The 20,418-nt window shown below is 71.6% G+C and carries 20 protein-coding genes; 6 read left to right on the forward strand and 14 right to left on the reverse strand.

The features are described 5' to 3' along the window. Positions 1–4: 4 nt before the first annotated feature. From CHAN_RS08075 to hisD, 5 genes are all read right to left on the reverse strand, one after another. Positions 5–1,351, reverse strand: a complete 1,347-nt coding sequence (locus tag CHAN_RS08075; protein WP_290293426.1) for an MFS transporter — start codon at positions 1,349–1,351, stop codon at positions 5–7. Positions 1,352–1,448: 97 nt separating this feature from the next. Continuing rightward, positions 1,449–1,622 carry a hypothetical protein gene (locus tag CHAN_RS08080; protein ID WP_153251627.1) on the reverse strand — a complete coding sequence of 58 codons (174 nt, stop codon included), beginning with the start codon at positions 1,620–1,622 and terminating at the stop codon, positions 1,449–1,451. Then, complete coding sequence (gene hisB, locus CHAN_RS08085) at positions 1,619–2,242, reverse strand: imidazoleglycerol-phosphate dehydratase HisB (RefSeq protein WP_290288434.1); 624 nt, start codon at positions 2,240–2,242, stop codon at positions 1,619–1,621. Before hisB ends, CHAN_RS08080 begins: the two co-directional genes overlap by 4 nt. Before the next feature lie 4 nt (positions 2,243–2,246). Next, complete coding sequence (locus tag CHAN_RS08090) at positions 2,247–3,431, reverse strand: histidinol-phosphate transaminase (protein WP_290293428.1); 1,185 nt, start codon at positions 3,429–3,431, stop codon at positions 2,247–2,249. 50 nt (positions 3,432–3,481) lie between these two features. After that, positions 3,482–4,810: a histidinol dehydrogenase gene (gene hisD, locus CHAN_RS08095; protein ID WP_290288437.1), complete on the reverse strand. Its 1,329-nt coding sequence runs from the start codon at positions 4,808–4,810 to the stop codon at positions 3,482–3,484. Positions 4,811–5,006: 196 nt separating this feature from the next. Between hisD and CHAN_RS08100 the strand changes: the two genes are divergently transcribed. The 3 genes from CHAN_RS08100 (at position 5,007) to CHAN_RS08110 (ending at position 8,240) form a co-directional block, all read left to right on the forward strand. Beyond that, positions 5,007–5,972 carry a hypothetical protein gene (locus CHAN_RS08100; protein ID WP_290288439.1) on the forward strand — a complete coding sequence of 322 codons (966 nt, stop codon included), beginning with the start codon at positions 5,007–5,009 and terminating at the stop codon, positions 5,970–5,972. A 78-nt stretch (positions 5,973–6,050) separates the two neighbouring features. Next, positions 6,051–7,637 carry a hypothetical protein gene (locus CHAN_RS08105; RefSeq protein ID WP_290288443.1) on the forward strand — a complete coding sequence of 529 codons (1,587 nt, stop codon included), beginning with the start codon at positions 6,051–6,053 and terminating at the stop codon, positions 7,635–7,637. 27 nt (positions 7,638–7,664) lie between these two features. Next, entirely contained in the window at positions 7,665–8,240 is a 576-nt protein-coding gene (locus CHAN_RS08110) for a hypothetical protein (protein ID WP_290288446.1), read from the forward strand. A gap of 21 nt (positions 8,241–8,261) precedes the next feature. On the opposite strand, the gene nadC is transcribed toward CHAN_RS08110, so the two are convergent. The 4 genes from nadC to CHAN_RS08130 form a co-directional block, all read right to left on the reverse strand. Further along, positions 8,262–9,104: a carboxylating nicotinate-nucleotide diphosphorylase gene (gene nadC, locus CHAN_RS08115; protein ID WP_290288448.1), complete on the reverse strand. Its 843-nt coding sequence runs from the start codon at positions 9,102–9,104 to the stop codon at positions 8,262–8,264. A 157-nt stretch (positions 9,105–9,261) separates the two neighbouring features. Then, positions 9,262–10,842, reverse strand: a complete 1,581-nt coding sequence (gene nadB / locus CHAN_RS08120; RefSeq protein WP_290288452.1) for an L-aspartate oxidase — start codon at positions 10,840–10,842, stop codon at positions 9,262–9,264. A gap of 3 nt (positions 10,843–10,845) precedes the next feature. Next, entirely contained in the window at positions 10,846–11,934 is a 1,089-nt protein-coding gene (gene nadA, locus CHAN_RS08125) for a quinolinate synthase NadA (protein ID WP_377748442.1), read from the reverse strand. Between the two features lie 40 nt (positions 11,935–11,974). Further along, on the reverse strand, positions 11,975–12,667 hold the full coding sequence (locus CHAN_RS08130) for a hypothetical protein (RefSeq protein WP_290288455.1): 693 nt from the start codon (positions 12,665–12,667) through the stop codon (positions 11,975–11,977). Between the two features lie 94 nt (positions 12,668–12,761). Here CHAN_RS08130 and CHAN_RS08135 point away from each other — a divergent pair, with 94 nt between their 5' ends. Then, entirely contained in the window at positions 12,762–13,913 is a 1,152-nt protein-coding gene (locus CHAN_RS08135) for an 8-amino-7-oxononanoate synthase (RefSeq protein WP_290288457.1), read from the forward strand. A gap of 30 nt (positions 13,914–13,943) precedes the next feature. Here CHAN_RS08135 and CHAN_RS08140 read toward each other — a convergent pair whose 3' ends face one another. The 3 genes from CHAN_RS08140 to bioB all read right to left on the reverse strand — a co-directional run bounded on the left by CHAN_RS08140 (position 13,944) and on the right by bioB (position 15,846). Then, positions 13,944–14,243: a hypothetical protein gene (locus CHAN_RS08140; protein ID WP_048744499.1), complete on the reverse strand. Its 300-nt coding sequence runs from the start codon at positions 14,241–14,243 to the stop codon at positions 13,944–13,946. 250 nt (positions 14,244–14,493) lie between these two features. Then, positions 14,494–14,832 (reverse strand): biotin synthase auxiliary protein BsaP, encoded by a 339-nt coding sequence (gene bsaP / locus CHAN_RS08145; protein WP_377748443.1) that lies wholly within the window; start codon positions 14,830–14,832, stop codon positions 14,494–14,496. Between the two features lie 3 nt (positions 14,833–14,835). Continuing rightward, positions 14,836–15,846: a biotin synthase BioB gene (gene bioB / locus CHAN_RS08150; RefSeq protein WP_048744501.1), complete on the reverse strand. Its 1,011-nt coding sequence runs from the start codon at positions 15,844–15,846 to the stop codon at positions 14,836–14,838. Positions 15,847–16,014: 168 nt separating this feature from the next. Between bioB and CHAN_RS08155 the strand changes: the two genes are divergently transcribed. Further along, on the forward strand, positions 16,015–16,596 hold the full coding sequence (locus tag CHAN_RS08155; protein ID WP_290288467.1) for a TetR family transcriptional regulator: 582 nt from the start codon (positions 16,015–16,017) through the stop codon (positions 16,594–16,596). A gap of 15 nt (positions 16,597–16,611) precedes the next feature. Here the strand turns inward: CHAN_RS08155 and CHAN_RS08160 are convergent, their stop codons facing one another. Then, the gene (locus CHAN_RS08160) at positions 16,612–17,331 is read right to left on the reverse strand and encodes a lipocalin family protein (RefSeq protein ID WP_290288470.1); all 720 of its coding nucleotides are present in this window, start codon (positions 17,329–17,331) and stop codon (positions 16,612–16,614) included. 158 nt (positions 17,332–17,489) lie between these two features. Between CHAN_RS08160 and glgX the strand changes: the two genes are divergently transcribed. After that, entirely contained in the window at positions 17,490–19,631 is a 2,142-nt protein-coding gene (gene glgX, locus CHAN_RS08165; protein ID WP_048744503.1) for a glycogen debranching protein GlgX, read from the forward strand. 355 nt (positions 19,632–19,986) lie between these two features. Here the strand turns inward: glgX and CHAN_RS08170 are convergent, their stop codons facing one another. Then, positions 19,987–20,220, reverse strand: a complete 234-nt coding sequence (locus CHAN_RS08170) for a HigA family addiction module antitoxin (protein WP_290288477.1) — start codon at positions 20,218–20,220, stop codon at positions 19,987–19,989. Between the last annotated feature and the right edge of the window lie 198 nt (positions 20,221–20,418).

The raw sequence follows: 20,418 nt of genomic DNA on the forward strand, positions 1-20,418 counted from the left end.
CGGCTCAGGCATCCTCGCCGGTCCGTTCCGGTTCGGCGCGGCGCTTGGGCTTGACGACGGCGCCGCCCAGCCTGCGCAGCGTCGCCCGCGTGTTGTGGTGCTCGGCGACGCGGTGGGCGCCGATGACCCGGTCGAGGATCGCGGCGACCAGACCGATGGACATCAGCCCCGCCGCCACGGCGAACACCGCCGGGTAGGGCTGCAGCGCCGCGCCCGCGACGATGCCCAGGAGGAACGAGCCCGAACCGGTGCCGGAGTCGAACGCCATGTTCCAGTAGGCGCTGGCCTCCGCGGTGCGCTCGCGCGGCAGACGGGCGAACATGAGCAGCAGGGCCTCGTTCTGGACCATGCCGAAGCCGGCGCCGTAGAACGCCGCGGCGCCCAGCAGCCACCACGCGGACCAGCCCGCCACTACCACCACCGCCATGAACGCCAGGCCGATCACGCCCGCGGCCAGCGCCCCGACCAGCAGCGTGCCCGCCTTGCCCTTCCGATCGGCCCACGTGCCGGCGACATAGCGGAAAACCATCTGGGCGCCGCCCATCACCGACAGCGCCGCGCCCGCGACGATCGCGCCGGAGACGAGGTCGATCTCCCGGGCCGCGGGGGCCAGGAACGCCGAGATGCCGCCGAAGCCCATCGCCGTCGCGCCGATCGCCAGCGCCGGCACCGCCACGAGCTTCCAGGTGGGCACCTGCGCCGCGGGGCCGGGATCGCGGGAAGGCAGCTCGCCGCCCGCGCCGTCGCCGGCTGCGTCGCCGACCGATGAGCCGCCACCGCGCCCGTGCTTCTCCGCCGCCTTGAGCTTCGGGATGAGCAGCGCCATCGCCGAGCCCACCAGCGACACGATGCCGCCCAGCAGGTACACCCACTGGTAAGAGCCCGCCCAATGCGCGATGGCCAGGCCCAGCGGCAGACAGGCGAGCTGGGCGACGCCGACGGCCACGCCGAGCGCACCCGACGCCTTGCCCAGGAACTTCATGGGCACCAGCTCGGCGATGAGCGCGGATTCCGCCACGGTCAGCGAACCGAAGCCCATCCCCCGGATCACCGCGATGCCCAGGACCAGGGCGGCATCGGTGCCGAAGAGATGGAGGAACGTGGGCAGGCCCAGCAGGAGGCCGGAGACGAACATCGTCGCCCGGTACCCGTACCGGCGCAGCATCCGGGGCGTCTGCGTCTGCGTCAGCACCGTCGCCGCCATGAACACGCCCGTGTAGGCGCCGGCCAGGCCCGCCCCGCGGCCATCGTCGAGGATGGCCTGCGGGATCACCGGCAGCAGCAGCGACCAACCGCCGAAGGCCGCCAGCACCGCCACCAGGGTGGGGATGAGCCCCGGCGCCTTCCACATGGAATCCACGCGATCGGTCACGTCAGCTCCTTTCCCCATCCCGGCACGCGCCGCGGACGGCCACCGGCGTCACCGCCGGATCATCGGTTCGGTTGCGTCAATTCATCTCTCCCACGAGCCACAGGATGGCCCCGGCCGTGGCCAGGACGGCGAGCAGGCCCATGATGATCGTGCCCGCCCTCGAGCCGGCCTGGTACGCGGACCAGGCGCCGCCGACCAGCAGGCCGGCGAGGATGAACAGGAAAATGGTGGGCAGATCGGCCGCGCTCACAGGGTCCCCTTCGTGGACGGGACGCCCTTGACGCGGGGATCCGGCTCGCACGCCGCGCGCAGGGCGCGGGCCACGGCCTTGAACTCGGCCTCGGTGATGTGGTGCGGATCGCGACCGTACAGGCAGCGCACGTGGAGGGCAATCCGGGCGTTGAGGGCGAAGGACTCGAAGAAGTGCTCGTTGATCACCGTCGGGTAGTGCCCGCCGATGACCGAGGTGAGGATCTGGTCCGGCTCCCCGGAGATGACGAAGTACGGGCGGCCCGACACGTCGACGATGGCCTGGGCCAGGGTCTCGTCCATGGGGATGTACGCGTCGGCGAAGCGGCGGATGCCGGACTTGTCGCCGAGGGCCTCGGCGAACGCCTGGCCCAGGACGATGCCGGTGTCCTCGACCGTGTGGTGGGCGTCGACGTCGGTGTCGCCGTTGGCGTGGAGCTTGATGTCGAAGCTGCCGTGCGCCGTCAGCGCCGTGAGCATGTGGTCGAAGAACGGCAGGCCCGTGTCGATGTCGGCCTGCCCCGTGCCGTCGAGGTCGACGGTGCAGACGATGGACGACTCGCGCGTGGCGCGCTCGATGGTGCCGACGCGGGGGTTCTCGCGGTGGGTGGGATCGGACATGGCTCTACTTCACTTCTCCAGATTCGTCTGCGGCCGCGCCGGCCGCGTCGGCCGCATGCGCGTTGGGGGTCTCCCCGGTGGTGGCGCCCGAGGCGATGACTCCTGCGGCGGCCTCGAGCAGGGCATCGTTTTCCGTGGGCAGGCCGATCGTCGCACGCAGGCGGCCGGGCACCCCCACGTCGCGGATCAGCACCCCTCGGTCGAGGAACTCCCTCCACGCCGCGGCCGCGTCGTCGAAAAGCCCGAAGAACACGAAATTGGCGTGCGAGTCGATGACGTCGTACCCCAATTCCCCGAGGCGGGCGACGACCCGGTCGCGCTCGCGGGCGAGCTCGTCGACGGTCCCGAGCGTCTCCCCGGCATGGCGCAGCGCCACGGTGGCCGCGGCCTGCGTCAGCGTGGACAGGTGGTACGGCAGGCGCACGAGCATCACGGCGTCGACGAACGCGGGGTCCGCCACGAAGTAGCCCAGGCGGCCGCCGGCGAAGTCGAACGCCTTGCTCATCGTGCGGCTGACGACGATCTTCGCCGGATACTCCGAGATCAGCTCCACCGCGGACGGCTCATCGGTGAACTCCGCGTACGCCTCGTCGACGATGACGATGCCCGGCGCGGCGTCGAGAATGGCCCGCAGGTCCGCGGTCGGCGTGAGATTGCCGGTGGGGTTGTTCGGCGAGGTGACGAAGATGACGTCTGGGCGGTGCTCCCGGATCGCCGCCAGCGCCGTCGCCATGTCGATGCCGAAGGTCACCGGGTCGCGCGGAACGGCCAGGAACTCGGTCTGCGTGCCCGCGGCCAGGATCGGGTGCATGGAGTAGCTGGGGGTGAAGCCCATGGCCGAGCGACCCGGGCCGCCGAAGGCCTGCAGCAACTGCTGCAGGATTTCGTTGGACCCGTTGGCCGCCCACAGGTTCTCCTCCCCCACCCGGACGCCGGTGCGCCCGGTGACGTACTCCGCCAGCGCCCGGCGCAGCACCAGCGCGTCTCGCTCCGGGTAGCGGTTGAGGCCGGAGGCCACCTTGCCGATCTCGCCGACGAGCTCGTCGATGAGCGCATCCGAGGGCGGGAACGGGTTCTCGTTGGTGTTCAGCCGGACGTCGACGTCGAGCTGAGGGGCGCCGTAGGCCTCCTCGCCGCGCAGTTCGTCGCGCAGCGGCAGATCGGCCAGGGTGATCCCGGCGTCCTTCATCGCATCGCCTCCGGGCATGTCTTCCTTTCCGTTCGATCGTGCGTCGGCCATCACTTCTCCTCGGGCGCCGACGGATCCTCGAACCGCGCGCGGATCGCCTCTCCGTGGGCGGGCAGGCGCTCGGCGTCGGCCAACGCCACCACCGTATCCGCAACCCCCTTCAGGGCGGCTTCGTCGTACTCGACGACGTGGACGGACTTGAGGAACGTGTGCGTCGACAGGCCCGACGAATGCCGCGCGGTGCCCGAGGTCGGCAGCACGTGGTTGGAGCCGGCCGAGTAGTCGCCCAGCGGCACCGGGGAGTAGTTGCCCACGAAGATCGCGCCGGCGTTGGTCACGCGGTCGGCCATCGCGGCGGCGTCGGCGGTGTGGACCTCGAGGTGCTCGGCGGCGTAGGCGTCGGCGACTTTGAGGCCGACCTCCATGTCGTCGACCAGGACGATGCCCGACTGCGGCCCTTCGAGGGCCTCCTTGACGCGCTCCGAGTTCAGGGTCACGCCGTAGCGGGCCTCCACCTCGCGGTCGACGGCCTCCGCCAGCTCGGCGGAATCGGTGATGAGCACCGACGCGGCCATGACATCGTGCTCGGCCTGAGAGATGAGGTCATAGGCGACGGCCACGGGATCGGCGGTGGCGTCGGCGAGGACGGCGATCTCCGTCGGACCGGCCTCGGAGTCGATGCCCACGACGGCGCGGCACAGGCGCTTGGCGGCGGTGACGAAGATGTTGCCCGGGCCGGTGACCATGTCGACCGGCTCGAGCCCCTCGGAGTCGTCGCCGTAGGCCATCAGCGCCACGGCCTGGCCGCCGCCGACGGCCCACACCTCGGTCACGCCGAGCAGCGCGCACGCCGCCAGGATGGTCGGGTGCGGCCAGCCGCCGAAGTCCGCCTGCGGCGGCGAGGCCACCACCAGCGACTCGACGCCCGCGGCCAGCGCCGGGATGACGTTCATGAGCACGCTCGACGGGTAGACGGCGTTGCCGCCCGGCACGTACAGGCCGACGCGGCGCACGGGGATCCACTTCTCCCGCACCACGCCGCCCGGCACGACGTCGACGGAAATGTCGGCGGGCTTCTGGGCCTCGTGGAACGTCCGGATGCGGGCGATGGAGTCCTCCAGGGCCGCGCGCACTTCCGGATCGAGCCGTTCCAGGGCCGCGGCGATGACCTCGGCGGGCACGACGAGGGAATCGGGGCGGACCCGGTCGAATTTCTCCGAGTAGCGCATCGCCGCCTCGGCGCCGTTCTCCGCGACGTCCTCGACGACCGGCCGGACGGTCGGCAGCATGGAGTCGACGTCGGCGGATCCGCGGGGCAGCGCGCGGCGCAGTTCGGAGGTGGAGGGGACGCGACCGCGCAGGTCAATCGTGGACAGCATCGGGGCAGGCGCCGCCTTTCGGGAGGTGCTCCGGCCCACGGCCCGGGGCCATGATCCGGAGTACGGGTCTTGGGACGCGATTCATCTTAGTTCGCCCGCTTTCGCCCGCCGGGAGCGGGCCGCGGGCCCTGCCCCCTACCCCTCTTCTTCCGCCAACCGTTGCGGGCCACCGGGGCCATCCGGGACAATTGGGGTCATGTCCAGCACCGATAGTCGACACCTCGCAGACTTGGCGCGCCGATCGTTGACCGCCGCCTGGGATGGCGACGCGCGCGCGGCGCGCCTCGCCGCGGCGGAGTTCGCCGCATCGGGTTACGCGGACCGCGCGACGCCGCCGCCGGACCTCGACGAGGAGCTGCACGGCGCCTACCACGGGCTGCGCAGGTCGGTGGCGGAAGCGCTCGGCATGGACGCCGCCGCCCACGCCGCGGCGATGGACTGGACCGGGTGGGCGATCTCGGTGGACAACGCGGCCCACGAACTGCGCGCCCGCGCCCGCCTGGCGGTCGACGAAGCCAACCGCTGGCTGCGTTTCGTCGACGACGGTTCCGGCGGCGCGGAAGTGACGGACGTTCCCCTCCTCGCCCAAGTGGTGCGCGGTCTCCCGGGCCGCGAGGGCACCCCCAGCCCCGCCAAGGAACCGGCCGACCCGATCCTCGTCGATGCGATGCTGCAGGCGGAGGCCGCGGCGACGCTGGTGCGCCGCCCCGACATCGCCGATCCGCTGGCGAATTGGCTGCGCGACCAGTCCGAGGCCCCGGGCGCGGAGAACCTCGCCGATGCCGTCACGCTCATCGACGCGCGCCACCTCCACGCCGTCGGCGACCTCCCCGCCGCCGCCCGCCTGTGCGCCTCCGCCGCCGAGAACCCGGTGGGCGAACCCGTCACCGCCGCGATCGACTTCCGGCGCGAGTTGGCCATCTACTCCATGGAGGCGGGCCAGGACGAAACCGCCGCCCGCATGCTCGAGCTCGTCGCCGCAGAGGCCAAGGCGGCGGGGCTGGCGCTCGACCATCTCGCCGCCGCCCATCTGGCCATGCCGGTCCTCGAGCGACTGGGCCGCATGCGGGAACGGCGCGCCATGGCCCGGGACGCGCTGGCCGGCGCCGCCGGGTTCCCGTCCTCGCCGGCGCTGGACGAGGTTTCCGCCGCCGCGAAGTAGCCGGGTGGGCCGCGGGGACGCGGGCGTCGCAAAGCAGCCGCTTTGCATTCCCGCCCGCGCCCGCCCCACAATGGCCGGATGACCTGGTGGGATGAATCCGTAGACGCGTCGGCCCCGATTCCGGCCCGGCGACCCGTGGCCGATCCGCCCGCCGTGCCGACCGAATTGCCGGACCTGGTGGCGTTCTCGCGGGAATCGGCCCGCAGCCTGGACCACGTGTCCAGCTGGCGGGCGGTGACCGCCTACGCCCGCGACCATTGGCTCGACGGCGCCGACGGAGTGCCGGAGGAGCTGATCGGCGAGTACCACGCCCTGCGGCATGCCGCGGCCGACCAACTCGAGCTTGCCGACGAAGCGGAGGAGGCCCGCCGCGAGTGGCTCGATTGGGCGATCCGCTCCGACCGGCCGGCGGCGGCGTTCCATGCCCGTTCGTTCGGGGCGTTCGCCGAAGCCGAGAGGTTCATCGACGCCCACCCCGCCGGCGGCCGCCCGGCCGACGCCGACGTGCCGGAGCTGACGTCGCTGACCCGGGACATCCTCGACCTGCGGCCCAGCGGCCCCGAGGCGTACCAGTTCGCGCTGTCGGCGGCGGTGGCGGGGGCGTCGGCGTCGCTGGCCCGGCGCCCCGACCTGGCCGGGGCACTGTCCCGGTGGTCGGCGGAGTTCGCCCCGCCGCGCACGGGCGAGGACGACCGCCGCCTGCTGGAGGCGCAGGTCGCCCACGGGCGCGGTGATCTGGTGGAGTCGGCGAAGATGTGCGCCGCCGTCGCCGACGCGCCCGCCTCCGAACCGGTGACCAGCACCATCGAGGCGCGGCAGATGCTGTCGCACCTGTCCCTCGAAGCCGAGGATCCGGCCGAGGCCATGCGCCAGCTGGCGCCCGTGGTGGAGGTCGGGCTCGAGTACGACATGGTCGTGGGGACGCTGCGGTCCGCGCGCCTGCTCTCGGCGCTGCTCAACTCCGACGGGGAATTCGCGCGGGCGGCCGAACTGGCGGCCGCCGCCCTCGACGCGGCCACCGGCATGCCGGTCAACGCGCTGGTCATGGACCTGCGGCTGATTCTGGCGCGCTCGCTGCTCGACTCCGGCGACGACGAGGCCGCCCTGGCGCACGCCGTGCCGGTCGCCCAGTGGTCGTCCCTGACCAGCGACGAAGAACGCACCGACGCCGCGTTTTCCATCGCCGCCACAGCCGCCGGTCGTTCCGGCGATGCGGGGCGGGCGGCGGACCTGCTCATCGAGCACGCCGAGCACCTGCACCGCCTGGGCGACCGGGAAGGCGCGTCGCGGGCCCTGCGCCAGGCCGCCCGCAGCGCGGTCCACGACGATCCGCAGCGCGCGGAGGACCTCATGGTCGACGCGCGCGACCTGATCTCCGACGGCTGGGCCATCGCCGACTGGCACGACGACCTCGCCTACGTCTACTGGGCGTCGTCGCGCGAGGACCTGGCGCTCGGGCACGTGGACACCGCCGCGGCCGGGTACCTCGAAGCCGGCGACGGCGAGGAGGCCGCCCGCGCGCTGCTCACCGGCGTGCGCTGTTGCCTCGACCGCGACGACCTGCCCGGTGCCCGGCGATACGCGGCGCGCATCGACGATCTACTGCCGACGGTCTCGTGGGCCGGCCACCCGGTCCTCGAGGCGCTGGCCGCACTGCTGGACTGAACCGGCGTGCCGGTAGGATCCGGGGCCATGCGCACCCCCTCCGAACTCCTCGAAGCCGCGTCCGCCCTCGCCGCCGACGGCCGCCTGTGGGCCGCCGCGGATTCGCTCATGGCCGGATTCGCGGAACTCGGCGACGCCGCCGACGCCCCCGACGTCGATTCGCTGGGCCGCCCGATCCGCGGGTCCTCGCCGAAGCTGATGGACCGCGCCGCCGATTACCTGGATCTGCTGGACAACATCGAGGCCGACGACCCCGACGCCATCGCCGCCGAGGTCGCGGCGGCCACTCCCCCGCGCCACATGCGGTGGGCCCAGTGGCATGCGCTGGGCGGGCAGGCGGAGATCCGCCGCGGCCACCCGGGCCGCGCCGTCGACCACCTCGAGTTGGCGGCGGGCTTGTTCGGCTCCGACGGCATGGTCGCCCAGGAGATCCCGCTGCTCGCCCAGATTGCGATGTGCCAGCTGGACTGCGACGATCTGCCGCGGGCCGAGGACGCACTGAACCGCGCGTTGGCCGCCCGCGCGCGCGATCCGGAGGCGGCGGGCAAGTTCGGGCCGCTTCTCGACGACGTCGCCGCCGAAATCGGCCGCCGCCTCCGTTAGGGGCGGGCCCAGCCGGTCCCCCTAGAAGTCCAGGCCCAGGTCCAGGACGCCGGACGAGTGCGTCAGCGCGCCGACGGCGAGGAAGTCGACGCCGCAGGAGGCGTACTCGCGGGCGACGTCGAGCGTCAGCCCGCCGGAGGACTCCAGCTGCGTGGCCGGCGACACCTGCGCGCGCCGCTGCACGGCGATCTGCGTCTGCCACACCTCGAAGTTGTCCAGCATGACCAGCTCGGGCTTCATCTCCAGCACCTGGTCGAGCTGGGTGAGGTCGTCGACCTCGATCTCGCATTTCAGCTCCGGGTAGGCGCGGCGCACACGCTCCAGGGCGGGCACGACACCGCCGGCGGCGGCGACGTGGTTGTCCTTGATCAGCGCCTCGTCGCCCAGACCATTGCGGTGATTGACACCACCGCCGCAGGTCACGGCGTACTTCTGCAGGTTGCGCAGGCCGGGGATGGTCTTGCGGGAATCACGGATGCGCGTGCCGGTGCCCTCGACGGCGTCGACCCAGCGGCGCGTGTGGCTGGCGATGCCCGAGGCGTGGGTGACGATGTTCAGCAGCGTCCGCTCGGCCGTGAGCAACCCGCGCGTCGGCGCCTCGATTTCCGCCACGACGGTGCCGGGCGACACGCGGCCGCCGTCCTCCACGAGGATCTCGACCTCGAATTCGTCGGCGATGACCTCCTCGAGCGTCCACCTGATCGCGTCGCCGGCGGCGATGACGCCCTCCGCGCGCGACGCCACCGTCGCCCGTGACCGCTGCGCCGGACCGACGGTGGCCAGCGAAGTCACGTCGGGCCCGTAGCGCAGGTCCTCCTGCAGGGCGGTGCGGATGAGACCGCGGGTGATCTGTTCGTCCAGCATGGGTGGCGCTCCTCGGGAAGGTCGGTCGTCGATGTCTGTTGGGGGCGGGCGGGTTGTGGGTGGTCAGTCGGTGGTCGGGGTCATCGGTGTTGGGTCATCGGTGTTCCGGCCCGGGCCGGCGCGGCTGGGCGGCCTCGGCTTTGCGACGTCGCCGGCGTCATTCGTCCAGCCGCGTGTGGCAGCCCAACGTCGCGGGACGGGCGGCGGCGGCCGCGACGATGGCACGTGCCACGGCCACTTCGGCGGATTCGGGCAGCGCAGCCAGTGTCTCGGCGGCCCGCGCCAGGGATTCGGCGGTGCGGGTCACCCCGGCGCCGTCGGTCATCGCCCGCTGCAGCCGATCCAGATCGCGGGGCCACGGGCGCGGCCGATTGACGCGGCGGCGGATGTCGGCGGGGCGTGCGCCCAGCTCGCCCGAATCGATGGCGGCCCGGGCGTTCTCCGCGACGGCGCGGCCCACGACGAGACCCTCCAACAGCGAATTCGACGCCAGCCGGTTGGCGCCGTGCAGCCCGGTGCGCGCGCATTCCCCGGCCGCGTAAAGCCCCGGCACCCGCGTGCGGCCGGCGACGTCGGTGACGATGCCGCCGCAGGAATAGTGCACCGCCGGCGCCACCGGCAGAAGATCCTTCGCCGGATCCAATCCCGCGGTGGCCACGCCCGCGGTGACCGTCGGAAAGCGCTCGCGCACGCCGTCGATGTGCCGGGCGTCGAGGAAGACGCACTCCTCGCCGAGTTCGCACAGGCGGGTGGCGATGGCGCGGGAGACGATGTCCCGCGGGGCCAGATCGCCGCGCGGGTCGACGCCGGCCGTGACGGACTCGCCGCGGGAATCGACCAGGCGGGCGCCTTCGCCGCGCACCGCCTCGGAGATCAGGGGGCGGCGGCCGCGGCGCTCGCGGTCGAACAGGACGGTCGGGTGGAACTGGATGAACTCCATGTCCGCCAGCTCCGCACCCGCGTCGAGCGCCAGGCACTGGCCCTGGCCGTGGGCGCCGTCGGGGGCAGTCGTCGCGCGGTACAGGTGACCGACGCCCCCGGTGGCGATGAGCGTCGCCGCCGCCGTCACCGCACCCAGGCCCCGGGGATCGCGGATGAGGGCGCCGTGGGCGCGACCGCCGTCGACGATGATCTCCTCCGCCACGGCGTTCTGGAGCACGCGCACGCCGGCCGCCGATTCCTCCAGAGCCCGCTGGATCTCCGCGCCCGTCGCATCGCCGCCGGCGTGGATGATGCGCCGGTGGCCGTGGCCGCCCTCGCGGGTGCGCGCAAGGCGGCCCACATCGCGGGCATTGGTCTTGGGGTCGAACTCGGCGCCGAGGGAGATGAGCCATTCGACGGCCTCCGCTCCGGCGCCGATGATGGCGCGCACGGCGTCTTCGTCGCAGTGCCCCGCCCCCGCGTCGAGGGTGTCGGCGACGTGCGCCTCCACCGAATCGGGCCCGTCGGGGCCGCCCTCGCCACCGGGCCCCTCCGGCCCTTCCGGCGCATCGGCCAGGCCGACGACGGCCAGGCCGCCCTGGGCCAGGTTCGTCGCGGCACCGTCGAACCGGAGCCTGCGGCGCGCCCCCTCCGACCAGTGGCCCTTGTCCACCAGCAGAACGTCGAGACCCAGCTCGCGACCGCGGCGGACCGCCGCCAAACCGGCGACGCCGCCGCCGATCACCAGCAGATCGCAATGGGCGGACCAGTCGAAACCGGCCGCCGGATCATGTCCCGGCGCGGAGCCCCCGGCCACGACCTACTCGCCGCCGCCCGGGTTGCCGATGGCGATCATGCGCTCGACCGAGGCGCGCGCCTGCTCGGCGACGTCGTCGGGCACGGTGACCTCGTCGGCGCCCTCGGCGAGGCAGCGCAGCAGGGCCGCCGGGGTGATCATCTTCATGTACGCGCAGGAGGCGCGGTCGTTGATGGCCTCGAACTCCACGTCCGGGGCGGCCTTGCGCAGCTGGTGCAGCATGCCGACCTCGGTGGCGACGAGGACCTTGCGGTCCGTGCGGCTCTCCGCCCGCTGGCCCTCGCGCTGGGCGGCGGCCAGCATCTCGCCGGTGGAGAACATGTGCACGCGCTCGGGCTCGATGGCGCCCTCGCCGGCGAGGTAGATCGCCGAGTTCGCGCACCCGCACTCCGGGTGGATGTACAGCTCGGCGTCCGGGTTCTCCTCCGCGCGGCGCGCCAGCTCCTCGCCGTTGATGTTGGCGTGGACGTGGCACTCGCCGGCCCAGATGCGGATGTTGTCGCGGCCGGTCTCGCGCTTGACGTGGGCGCCGAGGAACTGATCCGGGTTGAACAGGATCTCCTTGTCCTCCGGCAGCGAGCGGATGACGTCGACGGCGTTGGACGACGTGCAGCACACGTCCGTCTCGCCCTTGACGTCCGCGGTGGTGTTGACGTAGCTGACCACCAGGGCACCCGGGTGCTCGGCCTTCCACTCGCGCAGCTCCTCCGCGGTGATGGAATCGGCGAGGGAGCAGCCTGCGCGCTCGTCCGGGATGAGCACGGTCTTTTCGGGGCTGAGGATCTTCGCGGTCTCCGCCATGAAGTGGACGCCGCAGAACACGATGACGTCCGCCTCGGTTTCGGCGGCCACGCGCGACAGGCCGAGCGAATCGCCGACGTAATCGGCGATGTCCTGGATTTCGGGCAGCTGGTAGTTGTGCGCCAGGATCACGGCGTTGCGCGCCTTGGCCAGGCGGCGGACCTCGTCGGCCCATTCCGGCGTGGCCTCGACGCCGTGGTAGCCGTCCTCCCCGTCTGCGACGGACGCCGCCAACGCGGACTCGAGGGGCTGGAGAGTGGCGCTGTCCTGCGCCGGCGCGGGGGTGGTCACATGGGCTCCTTGGCTGGGGAGGATCTTCTTGCAGCCGATATTAGCCCGTGGCCCGGACCGTCCCCGCATCGCCGTCGGGGCCGCTCTCGCCGGGCCCCGGCTGCCCGGTCCGCCGCTCGGCCGACTGCCCGGCAGCCTGCTCGCCTGGCGTCGCCTCGCCGGGCTCCGTCCCACCGGGCTCCGGCTGCTCGGCCGGCCCGTCGCTCGGTTCCGCGCCCGGCGCAAGGAAGAGGAGGCACCAATAGGCCAGCATCGCCGCGAACGGCGCGACCAGCAGCGCCACCGGCACGTCGAAGGCCGGCAGGACGTCCAGCGACGTCCCGGGCGCGACCCCGTCGAGGTCGGGTTGGCGCACGCCGGCGATCATGTTCCCCGCGACCAGCTGCACGGCGGACATGGCCAGCGCCGCCACCCCGGACCACGCCTCCATGGCGAGCCCGCGGGCCGTCGGAAAGCGGCGGTGCGCGAACGAGCCCAGGGCCAGGCCGAGCACCAGCGCGATGCCCACGAACCACAGCAGAGCCGAGAACGTGGCGTCGACGCCGTCCTGCGCCACGACGAGCCGGCCGTCGTCCAGGAACGTCACCTTCTGCATCGGGCGGGCCATGGCCCACGTGATGCCGCCGAGGACGCCGCCGGCCAGACCCGCCAGCAGCACCGCGGACGCGTCGCCGATGAAACGGGGCGGGCGGCGCGTGTGCGGCACTGCCGCCGCCGGGGAGTTGGAATCCATGTGGGCGAATCTACCCGCCGCCGCGGATCGGCTCGGGGCGGCGTGGCGGCGCCCCCTCCCGAACGGCGTTCAAATCGTGGATTATCGTGGGCCCATGACGGATGAACGCACCAGCCGGTCCCACCTGGCGGACCTTGCGGAACTCACGCGCGGGCGCATCGAAGCGGGACTGCACCGCACGCTCGCGCCGCGCCCGCCCGGGCCACCGGAACTCCTGGATCTCGCCTCGAACGACTACCTGGGCATGCACGACCACCCGGAGGTCATCGCCGCCGCGTCGGCGGCACTGCGCGATTACGGGCTGGGGTCCACGGGATCTCGCCTGGTCACCGGAGCGACGCAGGTGCACGACGAACTCGAGGACGCACTCGCCGATTTCATGGGATTCGGGTGCGCGCTGACGGCGTCGTCGGGGTACATGGCCAACCTCGCGGCGGTGACCGCGCTGGCGGGGCGCGGCGACCTGGTCGTCTCCGACGGCGGCTCCCACGCCTCGCTGATCGATGCGTGCCGGCTGTCGCGGGCGCGCGTCGCGGTCACCCCGCTCGGCGACGTCGCCGCGATCGAGGAGGCCCTGGCGACGCGGACGGAAAAGCGCGCGCTGGTGATCTCCGACGCCGTGTACTCCACCTCCGGCGACATCGCGGACGTCCGCGCGCTCCACGACGTCTGTCGCGAACACGGCGCCGCGCTGCTCGTCGACGAGGCGCACGGGTTGGGCGTCGTGGGCCCCGGCGGCCGCGGCGCGGTGGCGGCGGCGGGATTGGCGGGCGCACCGGACCTGGTGGTCACGGTGACTCTGTCGAAGTCGCTGGGCGCCCAGGGCGGCGCGATCCTCGGCCCGCCGGAGCTGCGCGATCACCTCATCGATTCCGCGCGCCCCATCATCTTCGACACCGCCCTCGCGCCGCCGGCTGCGGCCGGCGCGCTGGCGGCGCTGCGGTTGCTTCGCGACGACCCGTCGCTTCCCGACGCCGTCCTGCGCAATGCACGACTCATCGCCGGGGCGTGGGGCGTGGACGCTCCCCCATCCGCGGTCGTGCCGGTGATTCTCGGGGATCCCGGCCGAGCCGTCGCGGCGCGCGACAATCTGCGCGCACGCGGCGTGCTCGTCGGGGTGTTCCGCCCGCCGAGCGTGCCGCCGGGAGGTTCGCGCCTGCGCATCACGGCGCGCGCGAACCTCACCGCGGCGGAATTGGGGCGCGCCGCACCCCGCGACGGCGACGTGCCGCCGCCCACCCCCTAGCGGATACCCGCGCGGCGGGCCCGCAGTCGATCAGTGCTCGTCGTAATGGTCCCCGTGGGCGGCATGACGGTGGCCGTCATGGATGTAGTCGACGTGATCGCCGTGGGGCACGGCGACGTGCCCGCAATCGGGTCCGTGGACGTGGTCGCCGTGGTCCTCCGCCCGGACGTGGCCTTCCGGCTCGCACTCGACCCACTGGCCGTCGACCTTCCGGTGGATGTGGCCGTCGTGGGCGTAATCGACGTGGTCGCCGTGCTTGAACGAGACGTGGCCGCAGCCTTCGCCGTGTTCGTGATCGTGATTTTCGTGGACGTGCTTCTCGGTGGTCATCGCTCGCCTTCCCGTTGTCCGTCCCCGGGCCGGGACGACCCGGAGGAACGGCCCGGCTGCACTCCACGAACAACCGGGCCATGCACTTCCAGGGTACGCCGTTCCCCCGAACGGCGGGCGAGCCGCGAAACGGCGCGGGCCGGAGAGGGCGCGGTCCGAAGTGCGGGCAACGACCCGGCGGCAGACGTGCGTGCCGCGCCGGTCAGTGGCGCTCGAGCATCGCCCGTCAGCGGCGCTCGAGCATCGCCGGTCAGCGGCGCTCGAGCATCGCCGAGTCGACGTCCCCGTGGCGGGAGCACGTGGCGTCCCACCCGTCGGGGCGGACCTGGACCACCATGCGCCTGCCGCAGATCTGGCAGTAGCGCGGCGCCTCGAGTCCGGCGCGAGCGGACACGGACCGCTCGCGGAACTCCCCCTCGGCGAGGTTCGCGCCGGTGAACGGGTCGTAGACCGGGTCGTCGCCGAGCAGGATGGCGCGCAGCAGCGTGCCCTGCCCCTCCCCCGGCTTGGTGGCCCGCACGGTGGGGCGGCGGCCCCACGGCGAGCGCTTGCCGCCGCGTTCGGCGGCCTGTTCCCGGATGGTCGCCATGCGCTAGACCGTCGCGTTGAGGGCCTTGATGGGCAGGCGGATCTTGCCCAGCATGTCCAGGTCCTGCTCGGCCGGGCGGCCCAGGGTGGTCAGGTAGTTGCCCACGATGACGGCGTTGATGCCGCCGAGCAGGCCCTGCTCGGCGCCCAGGTCGCCGAGGGTCAGCTCGCGGCCGCCGGCGAAACGCAGGATGGTCTTCGGCAGCGCCAGGCGGAAGGCGCCGATGGCGCGCAGGGCGTCCTTGGCGGGCAGCGGCTCGCGGCCCTCGAACGGGGTGCCGGGACGGGGGTCCAGGAAGTTCATGGGCACCTCGGTCGGGTTGAGCGCGGCGAGGTCCTGCGCGAACTCGGCGCGCTGCTCCAGCGTCTCGCCCATGCCCAGGATGCCGCCGCAGCAGACCTCCATGCCGGCCTCGGCGACCATGCGGAGGGTCTCGGCGCGGTCCTCCCAGGAGTGGGTGGTCACGACGTTCGGGAAGTGCGACCGGGCGGTCTCCAGGTTGTGGTTGTAACGGTGCACGCCGGCCTTGGCCAGGCGGTCGACCTGATCCTGGGTGAGAATGCCCACCGAGGCGGCGACGTTGATGTCGACCTCTTCCTGGATGGCCTGGACGGCCTGCTCCAGCTGGGACAGGAGGTTCTCGTCCGGGCCCTTGACGGCGGCGACGATGCAGAACTCGGTGGCGCCGGTCTTCTGGGTCTGCTTGGCGGCGTCGACCAGGGCCGGGATGTCCAGCCAGGCGTTGCGCACCGGGGACTGGAACAGGCCGGACTGCGAGCAGAAGTGGCAGTCCTCGGGGCAGCCGCCGGTCTTCAGCGAGATGATGCCCTCGACCTCGACCTCTTCGCCGCACCACTTCAGCCGCACCTCGTGCGCGAGGGCGAGCAGCTCGTCGATCTTGTCGTCGTCGAGCTGGAGCACGGCCAGGGTCTCGGCGTGATCGAGGCCTTCCCCTCGGCCGAGCACCTTCTCGCGGGCGATATCGAGGACGTCGGCGGGCGAAACGGCGGTCATGGGTTCTCCTGGCTGGTCGACTGGTTCGGCCGTGCCTGGCACCGCCGAAAAGAAAACTCGAACACCGTATTGAACGATGTTCGGCAACGAATGTACCTTGCGCCACGAACGGCGTTCAACACGGCTCGCCGGGCCTCCCACCCCCTGCTTTCCGATAACGTGGGTCCCGTGCAGCTCACCAAGGACATCATCATGGACGCGGCGGTGGGGATCCTCGATGAATACGGTCTCCAGGATCTGACCATCCGCCGGCTGGCCCGCCACCTCGACGCGGCCGCGGGAGCCATGTACTGGCACTTCCCCTCGAAGCAGGCGTTGTTGGGTGCGGTCGCCGACCGTCTGCTGGCGCCATTGTCCGAGTTCGCGGCCACCGGCGACTGGCGCGCCGACGCCACCGCCTTCGCGGAATCCCTGCACGCGTGCCTGACCTCGCACCGCGACGGCGCCGAAGTCGTGTCCGCCGGGCTGGCCACCGACACGGTGGCGGTGCGGCCGGCGTCGCTGCTGGCCCCGCTGCTTGACGACGCCCCAATCCCCGGGGAATTGGCCGCGGACGCGGCGGCGACGCTCGTCTATTTCGTCCTGGGCGCGACCGTCGACGAGCAGACGGCGGCGGAGCTGGCGAAGGTCGCCGACGCCGGCGCCGACGGCCCACGCCCTTCCCGCGCCGGCGATGCGGCCGCCCACGACCGCCGCATCCGCCACGGGGTGGAGTTGATCATCGCGGGCATCGCCGCGGGCGGCGCCTGACGCGGGATCGGTGTTTTAGCCGGAGATGGCGCACACCGGGGTGAAGTCGCGCCGACCCTCGGCCTGGGGGCTGGTGATGAAGGTGCACGGCTGGTACCCGCGGTCGGCGAGGATCTCCGCGACCTTCGCCCAGTCGGCATCGGAAATGCCCGGGGTGCGGCTGAGCACGAAACCGGAGCGGCGGGCCGGATCGCCCACGATCGCCAGGGAGTAATCCTCCGCGAGGTACGTGACCCTGTAGTTGACCGGGCCGTCGGGGTTCTGGCCGGGAATGCCGTCGAAGGCCACGCGCAACGAGGCGTTGGTCTTGGCGTCCTTGACGAACGCCTTGCCCACCACGGCGGAATTGCCCCCGAAGACATCGTCGCAGGAGTTGCGCACCGACAGCGTGGACTCGTCGATGACGCCGTACTCCGCCTTGGTGTTGTCGATGCACTGAAGGCTCGTCGGCTGCGGAAGCACGGCGATCTGGTACCAGGTTCCGGCGAATTTCGTCGGGTCGACCCTGTCGACCTGGGGCAATTCCGGCCCGAAGGAGCTGCCGGAGGAAACGGCGTCGCCGATCGAGGCGAGCGAACCCGACGCATCGATGACCGCGTCGGCGATGGGCCGGAGGGCGTCGGAGGATTCCTGTGCGTTGGCGGTGCCGGCGCCGAGCAGGGTCGCCCCGGTCGCGGCGGAGATCAACAGGGCCGCGGCGCGGCGGCGGGATGAGCGGAAGCTGAAGATGGTCATGGTGATGGTCCCTTTCGGCATCGGAGCGTCGGCACGGCGCCGACTCAGCATTTGCTTAACGCCATCAAATGAAAATGCTACCGGGTTCCCAACCGGCGCGCACACCCCTGATCCGCGCCAACCGGGTGGCCGCCGCGGCGCCCGGTATGGTTATCGACATGACAAACGCGAACATCGACGGCGAATTCCAGGTCTGGCCCGGAGACCCCTACCCCCTGGGATCCACGTACGACGGCGCCGGCACCAACTTCGCCCTGTTCTCGGATATCGCGGAAAAGGTCGAGCTGTGCCTCATCAGCGCGGAGGGCGAGGAAACGCGCATCCCCCTGGAAGAAGTCGACGCGCACATCTGGCACTGCTACTTGCCCGGCATCATGCCCGGCCAGCGCTACGCCTACCGCGTCCACGGCCCGTACGACCCCGCCAACGGCCACCGCTGCGACCCCAGCAAACTCCTGGTCGACCCATACGCCAAGGCGTTCGACGGCGAGTTCGACGGCGACAAGTCCCTGTTCAGCTACGACCTCGACGATCCGGGCCGGCGCAACACCGACGACAGCCTGGGCCACACCATGACCTCGGTGGTCATCAACCCGTTCTTCGACTGGGCCACCGACCGCCAGCCGAAGCACCCCTACTCCGAGACCGTCATCTACGAGGCCCACGTCAAGGGCATGACCATGACGCACCCGGACGTGCCGGAGTCCCTGCGCGGCACCTACGCCGGCCTGGCGCACCCGGCGATCATCAACTACCTCAAGGATCTCGGCGTCACCGCCATCGAATTGATGCCGGTCCACCAGTTCCTGCAGGATGACCGCCTGCGCGATCTGGGCCTGCGCAACTACTGGGGCTACAACACCTTCGGTTTCCTCGCCCCGCACCAGGATTACGCGGCGTCGACCAAGCCCGGCGGCGCGGTGTCCGAGTTCAAGGGCATGGTCCGCGCGTTCCACGACGCCGACATCGAGGTCATCCTCGACGTGGTCTACAACCACACGGCCGAGGGCAACCACATGGGCCCGACCATCTGCTTCCGCGGCATCGACAACTCCGCGTACTACCGCCTGGTCGAAGACGACAAGCGGCATTACATGGACTACACGGGCACGGGCAACAGCCTCAACGTCCGCCACCCGCACTCGCTGCAGCTGATCATGGACTCGCTGCGCTACTGGGTGTCCGAGATGCACGTCGACGGCTTCCGCTTCGACCTCGCGTCCACCCTCGCCCGCGAGTTCCACGACGTCGACCGCCTGTCGGCTTTCTTCGACCTGGTCCAGCAGGACCCGATCGTGTCGCAGGTCAAGCTCATCGCCGAGCCGTGGGACGTCGGCGAGGGCGGCTACCAGGTGGGCAACTTCCCGCCGCAGTGGACGGAGTGGAACGGAAAGTACCGCGACACCATCCGCGACTACTGGCGCGGCGAGCCGTCGACGCTGGGTGAATTCGCGTCCCGAATCACCGGCTCGTCGGACCTGTACGCCAACAACGACCGCCGCCCCACCGCGTCGATCAACTTCGTCACCGCCCACGACGGATTCACGCTCAACGACCTGGTCAGCTACAACCACAAGCACAACATGGCCAACGGCGAGGACAACCGCGACGGCGAGAGCCACAACCGGTCGTGGAACTGCGGCGTCGAGGGCTACACCGACGACGAGACGATCCTGCGGCTGCGCGCGCAGCAGCGCCGCAACTTCCTGACCACCCTGCTGCTGTCGCTGGGCACACCGATGATCAGCCACGGCGACGAGATGGGCCGCAGCCAGAAGGGCAACAACAACGTCTACTGCCAGGACAACCAGCTGGCGTGGATGGACTGGAACCAGGTTCGCACCAACTCCGAGCTGGTGGACTTCACCCGCTTCCTGGTGGAGCTGCGCGCCGAGCACCCGGTGTTCCGCCGCCGCCGCTTCCTCAAGGGCGGCCCGCTGGGCGCCGAAACCGACGACCGCGACATCGCGTGGCTCACCCACGAGGGCCGCGTCATGTCCCAGGACGACTGGGACTTCGATTTCGGCAAGTCGCTGATGGTCTGGCTCAACGGCGAGGCCATCACGGAGCCCGACGCCCGCGGCCACCGGATCATCGACGACAGCTTCATGCTGTGCTTCAACGCGCACCACGAGGACCTGACGTTCCAGATCCCGGGCACGGAGTACGCCTCCGAGTGGGAGGTGCTCATCGACACCACGGAGCTCACCGGCCGGCCGACCCGCGAACGGCTGGTCGAGCCCGAGGGCGAGCTGCGGGTGCCGGCGCGGTCGACGATCGTGCTCATCGAACGGCACTAGCCTCATCTAACGGCACTGGGCTCATCTAACGGCACTGTGCCCATCGAACGGCACTGTGCCCATCGAACGGTACTGGGCTCATCGAACGGTACTGGGCTCATCGAACTGCACTGGGACTCGGTCGGGCCGAGCTCCGGATACGGCGCGGCCTGGCCCGCCTCCTCGCGAACACGCGAAAGCGGCGCGTCCCCACATGGGGATGCGCCGCTCGGTGTTTTCCGGGCCCTGCCTTTTCGGACCTTGCTTTCCGGGCTGAGTTCTCCCGGGTATTTCCGGGCTTCGTGCACCGGGTTCTCTTCGTTTGTGGATTATCTCGGTTTGCGCCGATTCGCCGGGCCGGATGGCCGGCATGCGGTCACGCGGCCGGTCGGGCCGCCTGTTCGTGCCAGTAGTCGGCTCCGGTGCCGAAGTAGTCGCCCAGACGGCGGGCGAGGTCGGTGGTGAGGCGGGTGCGGCCGCTGCGGAAGCGCTCGAGGGTCGAGCTGGGGACGTCGATGGCGACGGCCAGCCGGTAGATGCTCAGCCCGCGGGGCTCGAGGAACCGCTCCTGGAGGACGGTGCCGGGGTGGGTGGAGACTGCGTTGGTCATGCGTGCGCTCCTCGTCGATCGTGGCTGGTTTTCAGTCGGATTTCTCAGGGGGCTGCGATGGTCGGATGGATGCCCGGCCGTCGCGGCGGTGATCAGGTTAGCCCCGGAACCCCGCCCACGCGAACGGGCAAACTGCAGTCGGAAAATGTGTGAACCTTTCCTCGCCAAACAATAATGAGGCACGAATCACAGCCCCGC

The organism is Corynebacterium hansenii, from assembly GCF_030408795.1.
Taxonomy (GTDB): Bacteria; Actinomycetota; Actinomycetes; order Mycobacteriales; family Mycobacteriaceae; genus Corynebacterium; species Corynebacterium hansenii.

What these genes read in the sequence shown, in the direction of transcription:
- CHAN_RS08075 (WP_290293426.1), bottom strand. Translation starts at nt 1,351, where the DNA reads ATGTGGAAGGCGCCGGGGCTCATCCCCACCCTGGTGGCGGTGCTGGCG.
- hisB (WP_290288434.1), bottom strand. Translation starts at nt 2,242, where the DNA reads ATGTCCGATCCCACCCACCGCGAGAACCCCCGCGTCGGCACCATCGAG.
- CHAN_RS08090 (WP_290293428.1), bottom strand. Translation starts at nt 3,431, where the DNA reads ATGAAGGACGCCGGGATCACCCTGGCCGATCTGCCGCTGCGCGACGAA.
- hisD (WP_290288437.1), bottom strand. Translation starts at nt 4,810, where the DNA reads ATGCTGTCCACGATTGACCTGCGCGGTCGCGTCCCCTCCACCTCCGAA.
- CHAN_RS08100 (WP_290288439.1), top strand. Translation starts at nt 5,007, where the DNA reads ATGTCCAGCACCGATAGTCGACACCTCGCAGACTTGGCGCGCCGATCG.
- CHAN_RS08105 (WP_290288443.1), top strand. Translation starts at nt 6,051, where the DNA reads ATGACCTGGTGGGATGAATCCGTAGACGCGTCGGCCCCGATTCCGGCC.
- CHAN_RS08110 (WP_290288446.1), top strand. Translation starts at nt 7,665, where the DNA reads ATGCGCACCCCCTCCGAACTCCTCGAAGCCGCGTCCGCCCTCGCCGCC.
- nadC (WP_290288448.1), bottom strand. Translation starts at nt 9,104, where the DNA reads ATGCTGGACGAACAGATCACCCGCGGTCTCATCCGCACCGCCCTGCAG.
- CHAN_RS08130 (WP_290288455.1), bottom strand. Translation starts at nt 12,667, where the DNA reads ATGGATTCCAACTCCCCGGCGGCGGCAGTGCCGCACACGCGCCGCCCG.
- CHAN_RS08135 (WP_290288457.1), top strand. Translation starts at nt 12,762, where the DNA reads ATGACGGATGAACGCACCAGCCGGTCCCACCTGGCGGACCTTGCGGAA.
- CHAN_RS08140 (WP_048744499.1), bottom strand. Translation starts at nt 14,243, where the DNA reads ATGACCACCGAGAAGCACGTCCACGAAAATCACGATCACGAACACGGC.
- bsaP (WP_377748443.1), bottom strand. Translation starts at nt 14,832, where the DNA reads ATGGCGACCATCCGGGAACAGGCCGCCGAACGCGGCGGCAAGCGCTCG.
- bioB (WP_048744501.1), bottom strand. Translation starts at nt 15,846, where the DNA reads ATGACCGCCGTTTCGCCCGCCGACGTCCTCGATATCGCCCGCGAGAAG.
- CHAN_RS08160 (WP_290288470.1), bottom strand. Translation starts at nt 17,331, where the DNA reads ATGACCATCTTCAGCTTCCGCTCATCCCGCCGCCGCGCCGCGGCCCTG.
- glgX (WP_048744503.1), top strand. Translation starts at nt 17,490, where the DNA reads ATGACAAACGCGAACATCGACGGCGAATTCCAGGTCTGGCCCGGAGAC.
- CHAN_RS08170 (WP_290288477.1), bottom strand. Translation starts at nt 20,220, where the DNA reads ATGACCAACGCAGTCTCCACCCACCCCGGCACCGTCCTCCAGGAGCGG.